At 37.4% G+C, this 18,971-nt stretch carries 15 protein-coding genes; 13 read left to right on the top strand and 2 right to left on the bottom strand.

Annotated elements, in window-relative coordinates; genetic code table 11:
* Positions 1–51 precede the first annotated feature (51 nt).
* From ACS127_RS02610 to ACS127_RS02580, 7 genes are all read left to right on the top strand, one after another.
* Positions 52–684: a hypothetical protein gene (locus tag ACS127_RS02610; RefSeq protein WP_440896919.1), complete on the top strand. Its 633-nt coding sequence runs from the start codon at positions 52–54 to the stop codon at positions 682–684.
* A 36-nt stretch (positions 685–720) separates the two neighbouring features.
* Positions 721–1,890, top strand: a complete 1,170-nt coding sequence (locus tag ACS127_RS02605; RefSeq protein ID WP_440896918.1) for a sensor histidine kinase — start codon at positions 721–723, stop codon at positions 1,888–1,890.
* Between the two features lies 1 nt (position 1,891).
* Positions 1,892–2,524, top strand: coding sequence for a response regulator (locus ACS127_RS02600; RefSeq protein WP_440896917.1), 633 nt, complete (start codon positions 1,892–1,894; stop codon positions 2,522–2,524).
* 474 nt (positions 2,525–2,998) lie between these two features.
* Positions 2,999–4,186: an IS256 family transposase gene (locus ACS127_RS02595; protein WP_440895396.1), complete on the top strand. Its 1,188-nt coding sequence runs from the start codon at positions 2,999–3,001 to the stop codon at positions 4,184–4,186.
* Positions 4,187–5,091: 905 nt separating this feature from the next.
* Entirely contained in the window at positions 5,092–6,024 is a 933-nt protein-coding gene (locus ACS127_RS02590) for an ATP-binding cassette domain-containing protein (RefSeq protein WP_440896916.1), read from the top strand.
* Between the two features lie 12 nt (positions 6,025–6,036).
* Positions 6,037–7,311, top strand: a complete 1,275-nt coding sequence (locus tag ACS127_RS02585; RefSeq protein WP_440896915.1) for an ABC transporter permease — start codon at positions 6,037–6,039, stop codon at positions 7,309–7,311.
* Positions 7,311–8,387, top strand: coding sequence for an ABC transporter permease (locus tag ACS127_RS02580; protein WP_440896914.1), 1,077 nt, complete (start codon positions 7,311–7,313; stop codon positions 8,385–8,387). Before ACS127_RS02585 ends, ACS127_RS02580 begins: the two co-directional genes overlap by 1 nt.
* A gap of 74 nt (positions 8,388–8,461) precedes the next feature.
* On the opposite strand, the gene ACS127_RS02575 is transcribed toward ACS127_RS02580, so the two are convergent.
* Positions 8,462–10,075 (bottom strand): ABC transporter permease, encoded by a 1,614-nt coding sequence (locus ACS127_RS02575; RefSeq protein WP_440896913.1) that lies wholly within the window; start codon positions 10,073–10,075, stop codon positions 8,462–8,464.
* A 25-nt stretch (positions 10,076–10,100) separates the two neighbouring features.
* A complete protein-coding gene (locus tag ACS127_RS02570; protein ID WP_440896912.1) occupies positions 10,101–10,982 on the bottom strand; it encodes an ABC transporter ATP-binding protein in 882 nt (293 codons plus the stop codon).
* A 373-nt stretch (positions 10,983–11,355) separates the two neighbouring features.
* Here ACS127_RS02570 and ACS127_RS02565 point away from each other — a divergent pair, with 373 nt between their 5' ends.
* From ACS127_RS02565 to ACS127_RS02540, 6 genes are all read left to right on the top strand, one after another.
* On the top strand, positions 11,356–11,955 hold the full coding sequence (locus ACS127_RS02565; protein ID WP_440896911.1) for a TetR/AcrR family transcriptional regulator: 600 nt from the start codon (positions 11,356–11,358) through the stop codon (positions 11,953–11,955).
* Between the two features lie 169 nt (positions 11,956–12,124).
* Positions 12,125–13,018 carry an ROK family protein gene (locus ACS127_RS02560; RefSeq protein WP_440896910.1) on the top strand — a complete coding sequence of 298 codons (894 nt, stop codon included), beginning with the start codon at positions 12,125–12,127 and terminating at the stop codon, positions 13,016–13,018.
* A 170-nt stretch (positions 13,019–13,188) separates the two neighbouring features.
* Positions 13,189–14,751 carry an L-serine ammonia-lyase, iron-sulfur-dependent, subunit alpha gene (gene sdaAA / locus ACS127_RS02555; RefSeq protein ID WP_440896909.1) on the top strand — a complete coding sequence of 521 codons (1,563 nt, stop codon included), beginning with the start codon at positions 13,189–13,191 and terminating at the stop codon, positions 14,749–14,751.
* Positions 14,752–14,832: 81 nt separating this feature from the next.
* Positions 14,833–15,435 carry a hypothetical protein gene (locus ACS127_RS02550; RefSeq protein ID WP_440896908.1) on the top strand — a complete coding sequence of 201 codons (603 nt, stop codon included), beginning with the start codon at positions 14,833–14,835 and terminating at the stop codon, positions 15,433–15,435.
* A 1,147-nt stretch (positions 15,436–16,582) separates the two neighbouring features.
* The gene (locus tag ACS127_RS02545; RefSeq protein WP_440896907.1) at positions 16,583–17,317 is read left to right on the top strand and encodes a 3-oxoacyl-ACP reductase; all 735 of its coding nucleotides are present in this window, start codon (positions 16,583–16,585) and stop codon (positions 17,315–17,317) included.
* A 202-nt stretch (positions 17,318–17,519) separates the two neighbouring features.
* The gene (locus tag ACS127_RS02540; protein ID WP_440896906.1) at positions 17,520–18,359 is read left to right on the top strand and encodes a DUF2785 domain-containing protein; all 840 of its coding nucleotides are present in this window, start codon (positions 17,520–17,522) and stop codon (positions 18,357–18,359) included.
* Positions 18,360–18,971 lie beyond the last annotated feature (612 nt).

Genomic DNA, 18,971 nt, shown 5'->3' with positions numbered 1-18,971 from the left:
AATGATATCGATCAAAAAAGTTTATGCAACGCTAGTGATTGGAGGATAAAAGTGAAAAATAATCAATCATTTATATTTGTTGTGATCCTAGTGGTATTTTTATTTGTAGGTGTATATCTGTTTGGGGACAAGCAAGATAGCAGTCTTGTCTACGATCAAGTCATTGAAGAATTGGAAAGGACAAATCAAGAATTAGAAGAAAAAACGGTTCGTCAAAGGGAAGAACTGGCTAATCGTGATGCTGAAATATTAAATTATAAAGAAACGATTGGACAATTAGTGTCACAGTTAAATGACAATCAATTAATGACTATAGCAGAAGATCACTGGCAATACCAATTAACGGTGAATGATATTAATATCCCTAAAGATGGGATTGTTGAAATAGATAACCATTTTGTTGAATTTGTTCTAGTTGAGCATCAATCAGAAAATGTCTTTTTACCTGATGAACTACTCGCTCAAGGTCAAATAAGTGGAGAATTTTTAGATGAACATTTGTTTGGGATATCATCTGGACTTGATGGAGAGGGTTGGACAGAGATAGGAAGGGGAATAGACAGAGACTATTTTTTTGGAATGAGCGGTTTAGAGAGTGGGGCTGAAGTGCAATTATCGATCACTGATGAATTAAAGGAAAGGTTAGCGTTAGATACGAACCGATTAATAATCAGACGGAAATAATCGATACTGTCTAAATATGTCTCTCATCCTACTTCTATGCTAAAATGGAAACGAAATAAACAAAAAGGATTGAGGGAAATGACTACCTATTGGTTTAGTATCTGTTATTTAATCGTCATTTGGGGATTTGCCATTTATGCGCAGATTGTGTCTGTTGGTCTGAATACATTCACTCTTTTATTAAGTGCACTTTTCTTTACGTTATATTTTTGTTTATCATTGGTTCAAGATCGCTCAAGTATTTATCAATGGGTTCTTTTCCTTTTAGTTGTTGTCGTTACCCTTACTTTCTGGACCCCATCATTTAATGGTTTTCTCTTCTTAATTATATTGATGATTGCCAAACAAGCCATCGATCAGTTACAGGGTTGGAACCTTTATATTCATCTTTTCCTCCAATACGTCATTGTGATTTCGTCATCTGTGATTACTCAAGATTTCATGTTATTTAGCTTTTTAACCTTGTTGGTTGTTTTAATGGGCTTCTTAATTTTTGTTTGGAAACGGACAGAACAAACATATATTTTATTAAATGATAGACATGATCAGCTCCAAAGTGATTTTCGTAAGCTTAAACGTCAGGTTGTCACAAATGAGAAGAATGTCCGGCAAGAAGAACGAAATCAGATTGCACGTGAAATTCATGATTCAGTTGGGCATCGATTAACAGCTCTACTTATGCAACTTGAGGTCGCTCGTTTACAAACAACTAATCCAACTTTTCAAGATAAATTTAATCGATTTAAGTCACTGGCTCAAGTCAGCCTAGATGAAACGAGAGAAGCGGTTAAAGCATTGAAAAGTGAGGAGACAGCAGGCTTGACTGCTATTATTCAATTGATTCGGAAGTTAGAAGCGGAAAGTCACTTACGTGTCTCATTTCATATTCAATCTGGTGCGCTATCTTTCCCATTATCAAATAAACAGTCTGTTACTGTTTATCGTGCTGTTCAAGAAGCTCTGACAAATATGATGCGTCATAGTGAGATGAAACAAGCAAAAATTGATTTTAGTGTTGTTGGCGACCATTTTTTTCGGTTTCAAATCAGTCATTCACTTGAACATAAAATTCAGTTAAGGGAAGGCTTTGGTTTGAAAGAGATGCGTGAACGTTTGGAACAATTAGGCGGTTCATTGGGGATTAATCAAATAGAAGGGGAATTTCGCTTGATTGGAACCTTCCCTGCTGAGAGAGGAGAGGAATAGAATGGTATCGATATTACTCGCAGAAGATCAAGTGCTCGTGCGTCAGGGTTTAAAAATGATGATTGAAACAGATCCTGAACTACAGGTGAAGGGTGAAGCGGATAATGGAAAAGAAGTGATCACACTTTGCGAGAAAAATCACTTTGATCTAGTGATCTTAGATATTCGAATGCCTGAAATGACTGGTCTTGAGGCTATGCGTGTGATTCGCAAGCGATGGCCAGCACTAAAAATTTTAATTTTAACAACATTTAACGATGAAGCCTATGCGTTGGAAGCCTTAAAAAATGGGGCGAATGGTTACATGTTAAAGGATGCTAATGCTGAAGAGCTCATTCGCTCCATTCGTAGTTGTTTGCAAGGTGGTTTATCGATTGAAGATCAGGTTGCTGCCAAAGTTTTCCCTACTTTAATCCAAAATAATCGAACGACTGAAATTGATGATACACTAACGAAACGTGAGCTTGATATTTTAGTCGGGGTAGGTCAAGGCTTGAGCAATAAGGAGATTGCGGACCAACTTTTTTTATCTATTGGAACAGTAAAGAATCACATATCCGTGATTTTAGATAAATTAGCTTTACGAGATCGAACGCAACTAGCGATCTATGCCATTCGACACGATATCGTTTAACTTGATCAGTAGAATAAGACAGGCTTTGTTAGCGAGACATTGCACGAAGAAAATTATTTTGGCAGGTAAGCATATAACATGGGCTCTATCCCAGTGTTTTTAACTATATGGAGAAAAATATCTTAAAACGCTTATTTTTTGGTGAGCACCGTTTCAAAGAAAAACATGAGGAAGAATACGTCCAGTCGTCATCAAAGATTTTTTTATTGAGCTTTTAAGGTGCAAAACTCAATTTAGCCATAAAGGTTCGTGCGAAGAAATCAAGTATAAATTGTGAAAGACGTATAGAAAGCATTGAACTTGATTGCATTTCGGAAAAGTTGACTGTATTTTCGTTAACTTGACTGTATTTCGGAAAAGTTGATTGCATTTTGATTAAGGCTATATAATTGTGTAATAAAGAAAAAGAGCCAAATCAGCTCTCCTATAGTACAATGTAGTTACCAACCAACCATTGAAAAGGAGAGAACTGAAATGACTCAATTAAATTTTACCCTAGATATGGACAAATTAACAGAGGAAATTTTATCGAGCAACTTAAATTCGGCAACTAAAGGACTGGCAGTCGCTGTATTTAATGCCTACATGGAGGCGGAGCGTGATGCCTATGTCCAAGCCGACTCACGAGAACGCCATGCACTTCGCCAAGACATGCGGAATGGCTATTACGAAAGAGATTATAAACTACCTATCGGGCGAATCACGCTGAAAGTCCCTCGGACACGCTCTGGTGCCTTTTCAACAAAGTTATTCGAGAAGTATCAACGTATGGATCAATCGCTTGTTCTGACATTAGTGGAATCTGTCGTGAGTGGTGTATCGACCCGAAAGGTCACTAAAATTGTTGAGACCCTCTGTGGGGAAGGCGTCTCTCGTTCATTTGCTTCTGATATTCTCAAACGTCTAGATCCTGAGGTGGCATCGTTTAGAGAGCGCGCCCTTCACCATAAATACTATGCCTATGTTTATGTCGATGCCATGTATATTAAAGTGCGAGAGAATCATCGTGTGGTATCTAAAGGTGTCTATATTGCGCAAGGGGTGACGTCAGAGAATAGACGTGAGATTATTGGATTTATGGTTTCAGAAGAGGAATCAAAGGCAGCTTGGACAAGCTTCTTTCAGGACTTACGAGCGCGTGGTTTGAAGAAACCCAAGCTCATCATCTCTGATGCGCATTCTGGATTGAAAGCAGCGATTAAAGAAGACTTTTTGAACTGTCCATGGCAGCGTTGTACCACCCATTTCTTACGCAATCTAACGGATGTGATGCCGAAGAAAAACAGTCAAGCTGAACGGACAGCCTTAAAACAAATCTTTTATGCCGATACCCTGGCCCATGCCAGAGAATTGAAGACAAACTTTATAAAGACAGTCGAGGGAAATCCGAAGTACACAGCGGTCATCGAGAAGTTAGAAGCCGGTTTTGATGATGCCCTACAATTCATCCAAGAACCCACGGGCTATCATGTCTCTCTAAGGACGACAAACAGTTTAGAGCGAGTCAATAGAGAAATACGGCGTAGGGAAAGAGTCATTGGGATCTTTCCGAATATAGATTCAGCTGTCCGACTTATCGGTGCCGTTTTGATGGATATCCACGAAGGATTTCAGAAGACGAAGCGAAAATTTTTAAGAGACTATGCCCCGGGGGAGAATTAAATGTAACGCTTTTCCTGACCTCGCCATGGCGAGGACAGGAAAAGCTACCCCCCTCTCAAGTAACTACAGAGATAGCTATAGGTTATTACACAAGATTTTGGACTTGACATGCATTTTCACTCACTTGACTGCATTTCGGAAAAGTTGACTGTATTTTCGTTAACTTGACTGTATTTTCGTTAACTTGACTGTATTTCGAAAAAGTTGATTGCATTTTCGCTCACTTGACTGCATTTCGGAAAAGTTGATTGCATTTTCGCTCACTTGATTGTATTTCGAAAAAGTTGACTGTATTTTCGTTAACTTGACTGTATTTCGGAAAAGTTGATTGCATTTTCGCTCACTTGACTGTATTTCGGAAAAGTTGATTTTTGCTTTTATTTTTAATCGACTACTAGTAACAGATGATCATGAAACGGACTAGCTGTTGTACTAACCTGACAACGTTGGATCCAAGTGTTCCGCCTCAATTCAACTGTGAACAATGTGGGGGAGCAATGTATCCAGAGTATTATAAAAGGGTACATGGCTATGAATATAAATGATCGGATGTGCTCTAATTTGGCTAGGAAGAAAAGGATTGGGCGGGGATTGCCCGGTTTTTCTTTATATTTTCAAGGAGTACTCTATTTCTATAAGGAGCGGCTTGAATGCTATAAGCCGTTCGAATCAAGAAGAGTCATAACCGCCTTGCTGATCAAGTTAAGCCTCCAATGGATGTCACGGATTTTCAAAGGTAATTTTTCAAGCAAACACGAAAAATTCCGGGCGCAATCATGCTGAAGTGTGATTGATAAAATGACTCGAGTCATGGTTTGAAATATATTTAATGACTAGAGATAGTGGGCCCACTATCTCTTTTTAGTTAGACTAAAATTAAGATAAAAAAGAAAGCAGGTGCTTTAATGTTACAAGTAGAAGATTTGCGCAAAAAATTTAAAAATAAAACCGCTGTTGACGGTGTTAATCTTTTTCTTGATCAAGGGGAATCTGTCGGCCTACTTGGTCCGAATGGTGCGGGCAAATCGACAACTATCTCAATGATCTCAACACTATTAACACCAACTAGTGGTGATGTTCGCTATAAGGGCTCAGATGTGTTAAAGAAACCAGATGTGATTCGTCCTGTTTTAGGTGTTGTACCACAGGAGATTGCGATCTATGAAGAATTAACGGCCTATGAAAATATGGATTTTTTCGGCAAGGCTTATGGACTATCTGGTAAGAAATTAAAAAATAAAATTGATGAGATTTTAGAATTAGTTGGACTGACGGACCGAAAGAAGGAAAAAGTTAGAGAATATTCAGGTGGGATGAAACGACGAATCAATATTGCTGTTTCCCTTATGCATGACCCTGAATTATTAATTATGGATGAACCGACCGTTGGGATTGATCCGCAATCGCGCAGCTATATTTTAGATATGGTTCGTCAGCTGAACCAAGAGAAAGGAATGACGGTTTTATATACAAGTCACTATATGGAAGAAGTCGAAAAGCTCTGTGATCGGATCTATATCATGGATCATGGTCAAATCATTGCCTCGGGAACAAAGGAAGAATTAAAAAGTATTTTGTCTAGTGAAGATACGATTCTAATTGAGGTACAAGAAAAGTCAAGTCAATTTGTAGAAGAGTTGAATAATCATTCGGCTATTCAACAAGTGGTTGAAGCTAATGGTGGTTATAAAGTGATCATTGCAAAGAATAAGGATTTATTTGCTGATATATTTGAACTAGCAAAAAGTATGAAAGTGAAGGTTCGAGGTGTTCATGTCCAAACACCAACATTAGAAGATGTCTTCCTTCATTTAACGGGACGGAAACTAAGAGATTAGGAGGGATAGCCGATGTGGGGTTTAATAAAGAAAGATTTTTTAACGATTTCTCGTGATCGTTCAGAATTGCTCGTTTTATTGGCAATGCCAATGATCTTAATCGCTATCTTAGGTTTTGCTTTAGGGGGGCTTATGTTTAATGGTGGAGACTTGGACGCTATCCCCGTAGCACTTGTGATTGAAAATGAGTTAGAGGAAGATATCGATCAATTCGAGCAGCTACTCAATGATCAGGGCTTACCAGCACCAGCAATTGAACAAATATTAGCTAGTGTTGAAGAGCTTGATCCTGCTGAGCACCTTCAAGAGGTGCTTCGTTCACCAGAATTAAGTGATTTAATTGATTTATCTGAAGAATATCAACAAGATGAAGCTGAGGAGGCACTAGCAACTGATGAAGTACTTGCTGTGATTACGATTCCAGAGCAATTCTCCTATCAGACATTAAGTGCTTTTTATCTAGAAGAAGAACCAGAAGCGATGATCGACATTCTTGTCCAAAATCATGAGCAATTTCAAGCCAATATTGTTGAAAGCATCATATCAAGTTTTACAGACCAATATAATTTGGAATTATCAATCGCTTTTGCAACAGGAGGGGAAGCAGAAGAAACAGCCATTTCAACAGCTGATTTTGGTGAGTTTATTCATATCCCCAACCAAGAGCCAATATCAGCTTTTCAATATTATACAATTGGGATGGCCATGATGTTTGCTATGTATGTTGCATCAACCGTTTCAGGTAACGCGTTTAAAGAGAAAACAAACAATACGTTAGCACGATTGATGCTGATAGGGGAACGGCCTTTACATTATTTAGCAAGTAAAGTCGTTTCGGGTACGGTGTTAACAATGGTTCAATTGATAATTCTATTTATTGGGTCATCTATTTTTTTTCAAACATTTAATCAACTTAATTTAACGTTCTTGCTACTCATGTTCCTGAACACATTTGTTTATTCATTAACTATTGGTGCTTTAGCAGCGTTATTAACAGCGATTGCCGTTCAATTTAATAATGATGCCATTTCAGGTATTTTTTCAGGAGGCGTTGTTGTGATCTTTGCCCTTATTGGTGGAAACATGGTACCAGTCGAGCAAATGTCTCCATTTATTAGTGAGCTTGGGAACTGGACACCTAATGGTGCAATGATGACAGCGTATCTCCAGTTAATGCAAGGCTTAGAATTGTCTGATTTCGCTCCATTACTTTATCGTGTATTAGCTGTTGCGATTATTTGTCTTGTGGTAGCCGTTGCGATCTTTCCAAAAAGGAGGTTAAGCTAATGTGGCCAATTTTTAATTTACAGTGGCTTAGACTAAAAAGAGAACCCTATTTAGCCTTAATCTTTCTAGCACTAACAGTGGGCTTTGTCTTTTTTATCGGCGGGGCACAGGGTGAGCAAACCATTACCGTCCAGACGTATAGTGAGCAACTGTCAGAACCTGAGCTTGAGGAATGGGTCGATCAACTAAATGAAACAGAGGGGTTCCAATTTGAAATCTCAGATCAGGAAACAGTTGAACAGCGGATTCAAATGGGTCAGTCTAATTTTGCTCTCGAATTGAATCAAGATCATTATCGTTATTTAGTTGGTCAAGAGTCAGAGTTTATATCGGCTGTTAATCAGCATGTTGAGAAAATCTATCAGACAGAGTTAAGAATAAATGAAGTAACCGAACAATTTCCTGACCAAACGATTGAACTACAAAACTATCTAGAGATTGAATCAAGAAGTTTGACTGGAACAGCTGCAATGAGTGAACAGGCTGATATCCAAATTATTGCCGGGATGACGTTATATTTTGCTCTCTATACGGTGTTGTATAGTTTGATGAATATCGCAGTAGAGAAACGGACTGGAACATGGGATCGACTGATTGTTTCACCGTTGAATAAAAGTAGTATTTATCTTGGTCAATTGCTGCACTACTTTTTACTAGGTATTTTTCAAATTGGAATTTGCTTTATTATTTTTGAACAGTTCCTTAACTATCAATTGGGTAGTCAATACTTGGCCATATTAGTCAGCATCATGGCATTTACTTTTACTTCAGTCGCTTTGGGGATGTTCATTATTAGTTTGATTAAATCCCCTCAACAGCTTCAAGCGGTGATTCCAATTGTAGCAACAGGAATGGCGATGCTTGGTGGTGCCTTCTGGCCAATTGATATTGTTACCAATAATATTGTCGTAACCCTAGGAAAACTAACGCCTATTTATCATGGTATTCAAGCTCTCCAACAAGCCATTCTTTACGATGCCGGAGCGATGGATCTGCTTCAACCCATTTCCATGCTCTTATTAATGGGTGTGCTATTTATGGGAATTGGGATCAATTTAATGGAACGAATAAAATAACGAAAAAGAGCTGTTGCACAATGTAGAGTACGTTGTACAACAGCTCTTCTCTATAGATATTAGTTTTTGTGAAGTTAAGCCCCTTCCATCATATCACGTCTCTTATAGCCAAGATAACCAATGATCATGAAAGCAATGCTGATGACCGTTATGGTAAGGAATGGAACAGCATCAAAATCTTCCATTGGCATTTGTGGAATCCAGCTCTGAATGGCTGTTTTGGACAACCACTCTGGTAAATCTAAGATCCCACCAAAATAATTTAAGATAAAGGAATAGCCAAGGTAAGCATAGACAATTTTACCGAGTTTCGGTGCCCATCCCAATGCTAAAGCTGCTAGTGCTGTGAAAAATAATATCGATGGTAGAAAGTTATACCCTGCTGCGAGAAAATCAATCATAGTCATCGTTGCACTGTCGCCCATGACAGAAATAGCTGTACCACCAAGACCGCCAGCAGCCAATAAAGTTCCGACTAAACCAGTAAAAATAGCTAAACCAATAGTTGTCCAGTAAAACTGGCTTCGAGTTACCTTTGTGGCATGAAGCTGACTTAAGTACAAGCGGGTTTCCACAGAGAAAAGCTTATTTACAATCACTATTGGTAGAATAGAAACCAAAACCATCATGACCATCATAATGGTCCCCGTAAATGACTCTTCAATGGAAAAGCCAGATTGAGCAAACATTTGCTCCATTAACTCATTACTTTGCAGGAACGTTTGCATATCGCCATAAATTGAGCCATAGGCTGCCCCCATAATGACAAAAGCAATTAGCCAACTAATCATGACCCCTTTATTAATTTTGATAAACAGTCCCTGGACAGATAATAGAGATTTTTTTGCCCTTTCTCGCCCTTCTCTCTCAGGAAGATAGCCAGCTCCCATATCACGATTGCCTTCAAGTGCAAAAGCAATCATGACCATGATTAGGCTGAAAATCAAGACAAATATAAGGGGTACCCAATTGTTATCCGTAAACGGAAAGGTCAAATATGTCCAACTAAGTGGGTTGAACATAGATAAATCAGCATTCGAGACATCTGTTCCTGCACGAATAATATAAAGTAATCCGATGATTCCTAGTGTTGATCCCGTTGCACCAGAGGAAGTCGGCATAATTTGAGCCATCACCAATCCGATTGCTGCTCCAATCAGACCAGCTATTCCAACAGAAGTTCCAAATAGAAAGGAACCCTGGACTGAAATCGTGTCTGCACCAAAGCTGATCATTAGACCGCTAATAAACAGCGCCAATAAAACATTAATAACAACAACTTCTACCATGGCAGCAAGGGAGTTAGCTTGACGCCCGATTTGAAAGGAGCGGACAAGCTCTGTTAGTCCGAGATCTTCTTCCTTACGTGTATGCCCGACTACATGCAAAACAGCCATTATCATCGCAAACAATCCACAGAATAATAACATTTCATGCGCATACATAGCCCCTAATGTATAATCAGTTGCTGTTTCAACTGGTGTTGGACCTACCATGGAAATCATAGCTGGATTTTGCAGGGTTTCATACATGCCGATCAACCCTTGCCCTTTTGCTATCTCCTCAAAAGCAGGAACAAAACCACCTGAGAATAAGCCAATACCCAAAATCCAAAAAAGTATTTTTTTCCAATCACGTTTTAGATATTGCAAAAACAATGTATCCCAACGCGCAAATTTTTCTTTCATCGCTCTTTCACCTCCCGGTTAATGATTATCCTTCATAATGACGCATGAATAAATCCTCAAGCGTCGGCGGGACAGCTTCAAACCTTTTGACACCAAGTTTGGTTGCTTCCTGTAAAATATCATTAATATGTTGGTTATCAGCTGAGAATGTGGCTTGATCATCTGTTTGTTCGAAATCATGGACGCCATTTACAGCTGCTATTTCTGCTACATCACCTTCTGTTGCTAAGGTTATCGTAGAACGGGTCAAATGTCGTAATTCATCTAGTGTCCCTGTCTCAACAATACGACCTTGACGGATGATGACAACTTTATCAGCTAAGCGTTCAACTTCGCTCAAAATATGTGAGGATAGTAAGATTGCTTTACCGGTTTCCTTGATCTTGGCGACTTCTTCTTGAAAGACGGCTTCCATGAGGGGATCAAGACCGGAAGTTGGCTCATCAAAGATATATAAATCTGAATCAACAGATAATGCGGCAATCAAGCCTACCTTTTGGCGATTTCCCTTCGAGTATCCTTTGGCTTTTTTCTTTGGATCTAATTCAAAACGTTCAATTAAATAATCCCTTTTTTGTTTATTGCCACCACCATGTAATTTAAGAAATAAATCGATGATCTCTCCGCCTGTTAAACTTCCCCAAAGTGAGACATCACCAGGAACATAGGAAATCCGTTTATGGATGTCAAGGCTATCTTTCCAAACATCTTTCCCAAATATTTTCGCCTCACCTGCATCACGTTTGATGATTCCCAATAAAGCACGAATCGTTGTCGATTTACCGGCACCATTTGGACCAATAAAACCAACCACTTCACCGGGATTTACTGTGAAAGTTACATCACTTAAAGCTTGAACCTTCCCAAAATTTTTCTTCAAACCGTGTAGTTTAATAATTTCTGACATAACACTAACACTCCTCTCCATGGAAAAAATTTTGTTATCGTGTTATAACGTGCTTTCCAGTTTAAACAGAAGTTTAAAATCATTAAGAGGTATTTAGTTTATAATTATCCTGTTTTAAGCTTCGTTTTAAACTAAAGTTCATTTATAAGTATAATATTATTACTTTTTTTCCGTATAGTCAACCGAATATATACTATTTTATGTTTGAAAGTTTATAAATATCTGTATATAATATAGGAAGAAAGTGAATTATTTTCGGAAAGAATAAGATTTTTTTCAATGATAGAATAAATAAAATGAAGTCCTTCACCATACGGACTTTAAAATAAGCCAAGTTTTTCTAAATAATAAAGATAGAAAGTGGGTTATAAGCGTGAATGGATTTGAAAAGCGAACAGAGGAGAAACGAAAAAGGGTTTTAATAGCAACCTTTGAATTAATGAATCAAGAGACTAATGTAGGAAATGTAACGATGGATGCTATTGCGAGCCATTCTAATGTAGCCAAAGCGACCATTTTCAAATATTTTGGCAATAAAGACAATCTCATTCGCGAAGTATATATTTATTATATTGATCAATTGGTTGAAGAAGCTCAACAGATTATTGCTGAAGATAAATCTTTTGAAGAGACGTTGATTGCCCTAAGTCAAAATAAAATTAACTTATTAAATAAAATCAATCAATCTTTCTATTTAAAAATGATGGAATACTTTACAGAGAAAAATGAAGCAGATATGTCCAAAATGCAACAATACACTGAGCAAAATCATCAGATGTTGTTAGACGTATTTCATCGCGGGCGAAAAGAGGGAAAAGTGGATTTGAAATATTCTGATGAGTTTCTGCTCCTCTATTTTCAAACGCTTGTTGAGGGAATGTCAAATCCAAAGATATATGAAAAGATTGCCCCTTATACAGAAGAATGGACTGAAATGCTGATTAAGGGCATTGCGCCAATGAAAAGGGAGTAATTTATTTTAATGCGTTCTTTAACTGTTTTTCTTAACTTATGACTGTTTTTAGCAAGATTGATTGTTCATCGAAGGGATATTCTAATGATTTTGCTTAAAGCTACCCTATAAAAAAATCGGTTATAAAGGTATAATATAAGAAACATCATAAAGGAATGGGGTTGTTAAGATGTACCTCGGTTTTGATATAGGTGGGACATTTGTTAAGTATGCATGGATGAGGCATTCGGGTGAGCACGTTGAGCAAGGGAAATTCCAGACACCTTATAACAGTGCAGAATATTTGGTTGAAAAAATGGCAGACGTTTATCAGCACTCAACACAAGATATTAAAGGGATTGCGATTAGCTGTCCAGGAACAATTGATGTTGAGACAGGAATGGTTTATTACGGTGGTGCTTTAAAATATCTTCATAAAAAAAATATTGCCCAAATGCTAAGTGACAGTTGCGGTGTTCCTGTATCGATTGAGAATGATGGCAAGTGTGTCGCTCTTGCGGAGAGATGGCAAGGCAGTGTTAAAGATTATCGTCATAGTATCGTTCTTACATTTGGTACAGGAATTGGTGGGGGAATTATTATTAATGGTAAACTTCATCGAGGAGCGAATCTAGAAGCCGGAGAACAGAGCTATGTTATGGAGAGCTTCAATCATGACAATAATCATGCAGAATTTGCGGGGCCGGTTTGCTCGGCTTCGACCATGGTTAATGATATTGCAAAAATAAAAGGTTTAGAAGCAAATGATGGCATTGGTGCATTTGAATACATAAATGCAGAAGATCCAGAAGCATTAGCAATTTTTAATCATTTTTGTAAAAATGTAGCTGTTCAGATTCTTAATTTGCAATATATTATTGATCCAGAAGTTTTTGCAATTGGTGGCGGTATCAGTGTTCAGCCAGCCCTTTTAAAAGGGATTAATGAATCGATTAAAGTGATCAAGAAAGCGAATCCAATTCATATGGCGACACCAAACATCGTGATTTGCCAATTTAATAGTGCGGCAAATCTTTATGGTGCCCTGTATCACTATTTATTACAACATGAATCAAATGATTGATTGCCAAAAAAGCTAACCATCAAGGATTAGCTTTTTTTATTCGACAGGAAGTATAATAGTAACTGATGAGTAAGTTCAATGTAGTTAAAATTTTACGAGTTAAACGATTAGCAAAATGAAAGATCAATGTAAATAATTTTGGACAATTGTCAGTTTGAAGGAGTGGAAAGATGTCTTTTACCCATTTAGCTGAATGGATTGCGGCTGCAAAACAAGAAGATACAACCCTTTCAGCTTTGATGATTAAAACAGAAGAGCAACAAAAAGGGCTATCAAAAGCAACAATTATTGAAAAAATGACCGAGCAATTTTTGGTTATGGAAGAGTCTGTGCGGAAAGGAACCGAAAATCCGGTTATCTCTCAAACAGGGTTAACAGGTGGCGATGGACATCGTATCCATCAGTATGCTGAAGAAGGGGATGGATTTGTTGATTCGACTACTTTACAGACTGCTGCAAATGCCTTGGCAGTATCAGAAGTGAATGCGGCCATGGGTAGAATTGTGGCAACGCCGACAGCGGGATCAGCGGGGATTTTACCAGCTGTCCTTGTCCATGCGTTAGATAGTGGTAGATTTAGCCGTGATCAAATTGTTCGATCGATTTTTACCGCTTCAGCATTGGGACTGGTGATTGCGAATAAAGCGTCGATCTCAGGTGCAGCTGGTGGCTGTCAGGCTGAAATAGGATCAGCAACTGCAATGGCAGCAGGAGCTTTAGTCGAGCTAGCTGGTGGCACACCGGAACAGGTAGGTCATGCCGTTGGAATTGCCCTGAAAAATTCATTAGGCTTGGTGTGTGATCCTGTTGCCGGACTCGTCGAAATTCCATGTATCTACCGCAATGGTTTGCATGCGATTACTGCTCAAGCAGCGGCTGATATGGCGTTAGCTGGTATCAAGAGTATTATTCCACCAGATGAAGTGATTCATGTCATGCATGAGGTAGGTCAACAAATGCCAGAATCATTAAGAGAAACAGGCATAGGAGGATTGGCTGGAACACCAACAGGTCAACAGCTAAAAGAACAGGTTCTTGGAGGAAAAGCAAGTGATAACGGACCCGCAAAATACCAAAGTGCCTATGATATTGTCGGTCCTGTTATGGTTGGTCCATCAAGTTCTCATACAGCCGGTGCTGTACGAATCGGGAATATTGCTTACCAACTTTTAAATGAGCAGCCTCAAACGGCTACATTTACTTTAATGGGATCATTCGCAAAAACATATCAAGGTCATGGGACAGACTTGGCTCTCTTAGCAGGGGTACTCGGTTTAACGACAATGGACGAAGGTATTCCAAAAGCAAAAGAAATCGCCGACAAACATGGTTTAAGCTATCAATTTACAACCCGAGTTTTGGGAAGTTACCACCCAAATACAGTTTTAATTGAATTAGTTGGACGATCACGACAAGTTAAGCTATTAGCAAGTTCTTTGGGTGGAGGGAAAATTGAGGTTCAGGAATTTGATCATTATCCATTGAAATTTAGTGGTGAACAACCCACACTCGTGCTTCGACATCAAGATAGTCGTGGTGTTATATCTGAATTGTCGAGTTTTCTTCATGAAAAAGGCTTTAATATTGCCCGAATGTTGAATGAACGTTCAAGAATTAATGGCCCTGCCATTACGATTTGTGAAGTTGATTATCTCGTTGATGATCATTTGTTAGCTCTGTTAAAGAAAGAGCTTCCGATTATTGAAGAACTGCTATTGATACAAACCGTGTGAAAATATGTTTTTGAATTTTATTTAGCAATTAGTTGAAGCAGATTAACGAAATATAAACGACAGAACTTCAAGGAGGAATATATGTTAATTCCCACAATAATTATGGGTTGGCTAGGTGTTTTACTATTTTTAATTATTGCAGTTACTTTTCCAAAAATGGCTAAAAATAATGAATTTGCTTTTATCCATATCTTGATGGCACTGATGCATGGTATGTGGCTTCCTTTGCCGTTAACTATATACCAATTATTAAATATAGAGTTATTACAAGTAGGAACCCTATTTGGATTCGTGTATTTAATGTTGATGGTGGTTACAATGACCCTTCAAACAGGGCATATTGCATATATCGTTAAACAAAATGATGATCAAGCCATTATTGACGAATACGGTAATTATATGATGGCGACACTGTCTAATCCATTTGAGTGCTTAGCAATGATGTTTAAGTGTGTATGGGCATTATTTTTAGGACTTTCTTTTTTGAATAGCGAAGAAGTATTGATGGCAGGTCTGATGTTTTTATTCAGTTTATTCTTTTTCTATTATTTAGCGATTGTTATCGATACAAGTCTAGTAAAACGGGTGAAATTCTTTTCAAAAGTAAAACCCAACACATGGATTATTAATCTTGAAACAATGCTTTTCTTGATTATTTTGATGAGCTATATAACTTTTCATTAATCGAACCAGCTAGAGGAAGAAGCATAAATGTCTTGTGGATAATTTCAATATTATCTGTGGATATCGTGGATAAATCAGTTAAAAACTATTAAAATCCAATTTATGATGTGGATAATTCTGTTGATAAATATAAACCTTTTTATTAAGACCACAGGTATTTATATTAAATCACTAGTGTTGGATAAACTTTTTTGCTCGATGTCATTTTGCCAAACAGACCTAGGTCGAGCACTTTCCTTGATATGAGATTTATTTTTTATGCCACGGTAATGATATTAAATGTAGTTGAATTTTATTAAAAATTTGAGTAAACCCATCTAGTGTTGGATTACTATCTGTGATAACTCGGCATTCGTTTGACGGGGCTGTCGTCAAATGCATGATGTGCATTTGATGCATTTGATGACAGTTTCTTTTTGTGTTAACTGATCTATCGTACGGTTATTCATCGACTAACAACCCTTTGTAGGAACATCGAAATAAGCCTAACTTTTTAACCCCCATTTAGGAAGATTGAGTAGTCTGCTATCCCTCATTCCAATCAAAAACTCAAGCCGAAATGTCGGATAGAGCGTCTCTATCCCTCAAACCAATCAAAAACTCAAGTCGAAATGTCGGATAGAGCGTCTCTATCCCTCAAACCAATCAAAAACTCAAGTCGAAATGTCGGATAGAGCATCTCTATCCCTCAAACCAATCGAAAACTCAAGCCAGAATGTCGGATAGAATAGAGCCTTCCTATCCAGTCCGATGCTTTGTTCAAATTTTCAATTCGAAAAGTTGAATCGAATGTTTCAAACACACTTCTAATATTCACAAAGAAAAGTGCTGTTGCACAGCTTATCCTTCATTGTGCAACAGCTCCTTATGAATTTTGAATCACATTACAATTGTATTACAGTCATCAACCATCCTTGAAAAAACGTTTTAAATCATATCAGCCGGGAATCAATTATTACAAAGAGGTTAGTTTCCTAATGATCACTAGTGTATGGAGCTATCCATTCATCGACATAGAGGAGGAATAAAATTCATTATAAGTCCTATATGAAGTATAGATGAATGATACAGACGGTGAGGAGTACTGAAAAGCCAATAAACTAATAATCATTGTTTTATTTGATTCAACCATTGAAAGGAGAGCCTAATGAAATTAAAGAATAAAGTTGTGTTGATCACAGGAGCTGCTTCGGGTATGGGAAGGGCTCAGATCAAACGTTTTGCTAAAGAAGGTGCAAAAGTAGTTGCTTTCGATATTGATAAGGAAGGTCTTCAAGAATTAGAGGAAGAAGCCAAAGAATTAAATATTGAATTGCTGGCTCTTGAAGTTGACGTTTCTGATTCTGAACAAGTTGAAGCGGGTGTCAAACAAGCTTTAGATCAATTTCAAACGATTGATATTCTTAGCAATACCGCTGGAGTTCTTGATGATTTTACTCCACTGTTGGAAACAGATGAAGACTTATGGGATCAAATATTAAATATCAATTTAAAGGGAATTTATCTTGTGACAAAAGCTGTGCTCCCAACTATGTTAGAGCAGGGAAAAGCAGCTATCATTAATATTGCTTCCATTGCTGGATTTGTTGCTGGTGGTGGTGGAGCTGCTTACACCTCCTCTAAACATGCTGTTGTAGGCTTGACTAAGCAGATATCTCATGATTATGGTCAAAAAGGTGTTAAAATAAATGCGATAGCACCTGGATATATTGAAACAAGCATGACAGAGGATGTCGATCCTGCTTTAGCAGAAGACATTCCAGCGGCAAGAACGGCAAAACCTGAGGAAGTGGCTAACCTTGCCTTTTTCCTAGCCTCCGATCAGTCAGATTATATTCATGGAGAGGCGATTAAAATTGATGGTGGATGGACAACAAGCTAACTTACGTGCATAATTAAAACAAGTTGAATGAACAATGCATATCGAGATTCAATCGGTATGCATTGTTTTCGTGATTAACAGTGATTATGGATTATCTAAAACTGTCTGCTATTTGTTTAGTTGCTCATAATTTTTTTGTAATAAGTATGAAAGTATTTAAAAGAACAAAGATAGGATTATATGTTGAAAGAATGGTGAAGGAATGACATTAAAATTAGAACTCCAAAATCTCGATGCAGTATTGCAAGAAAATAAATTAGATAGCCTGATTGACAGAATGTTGGCTAATATCGGATCAAATGACCCTGAACTAAGGGATACACTTATTTTCAATACCTTTGGGAAACTTATTTTAGAAGATGATTTAACAACTAAACAATTAGATTATATTCTTGAGGTTTGTTTGAACAAACTGTTTTTAGATATTGGTCAAAAGGAAGATGATTCAGTATTTGCCCGTTCTTTTTCTGCGTTAGTGATTGGCCTGATTTTAGAAAAGGACAGACAAAGCCAATTTCTTTCAGAGGATCATTTATTACCAGCTATTGAAGCAAGTATTGAATATTTAAAGCGAGAAAAAGATGTCCGTGGCTATGTAGATAATAAAGGTTGGGCGCATAGCGTTGCACATGGTGCTGATTTAATCGCAACAGCCATAAGACATCCCAAATTCAAACGGGATTTATCTTCTGAATGTCTTGAAGTCATCAAACAGTGTTTATTCAAAGACAGCATAAATCAAATCCCATATGTTGATGATGAGGATGAAAGATTAATGTTTGCAGTAGAAGCTTTGATAGATCAAGGGTTAACAGAAGATGATATCGAAGTTTGGTTATTAACCATTTCAAATGAACTCAAGCAATTACTAGAAAATGAAGGATACAGTTTGAACTTCTTTTGGAAGAAGACCAATGTCGCTAATTTTCTCAGAAGTTTTTATTTTCGCTTACGATATAAAAATGAATGTTTGCAGTTGCAAGAGCTTATTGCTGATATCTTACAGCAGTGGCATAATCGGCTCTATAACTCGAATCCGTAAAAATTAAATAATTATGACCTTAGTAGGTTGAGAAAAAAATAATTAACCAATGTGAAGGTGAGTTCCGCAATAGATCATCATAAATAAGAATTATCAAATTGAGAATAATGGGGTTACTTTCTCTAGCCTCCATAATTGATAAGGTCTAGTTATATATTTGTGGACAATGTGGATAAACTAAGTAACCACCATGAAGTTAATATTCATTATGTGGATAAACTTGTGGATTATACGTTTATCTCGTTAAAAAAATTTCGATATGACAGTCTAGTAGGTGTCCAAATTAATAAAACGTTTTTATTTTAATAACATAGCTATTTGATATTCGTTTTTCTAAGTCTGTAGATAGGATAACAGTCTAGCTAAAGAAGGTATATAGCACGAAAATACAATAGTATTTGTGGATAACCGCAACCTTTTCTGTGGACAATGTGGATAAAACAATTAAAGACTACTAAAATCAGGTTTGTTCTGTGGATAATGTTGTTGATTATCTAGAAGTATTAGATATATATTATCTTCTTTTTTCTGATGATGTTTTTAAATTTAAACGTGTCAGAATAGCAATAACTAGTGGAAAATATGAAAATGATTGCTAGCAGAATAATCAAT

Source organism: Amphibacillus sp. Q70 (genome assembly GCF_052055485.1).
Lineage (GTDB): Bacteria > Bacillota > Bacilli > Bacillales > Amphibacillaceae > Amphibacillus.
Note: the sequence above shows the minus strand (reverse complement) of the source record. Positions and strands in the feature narration are given on the sequence as shown.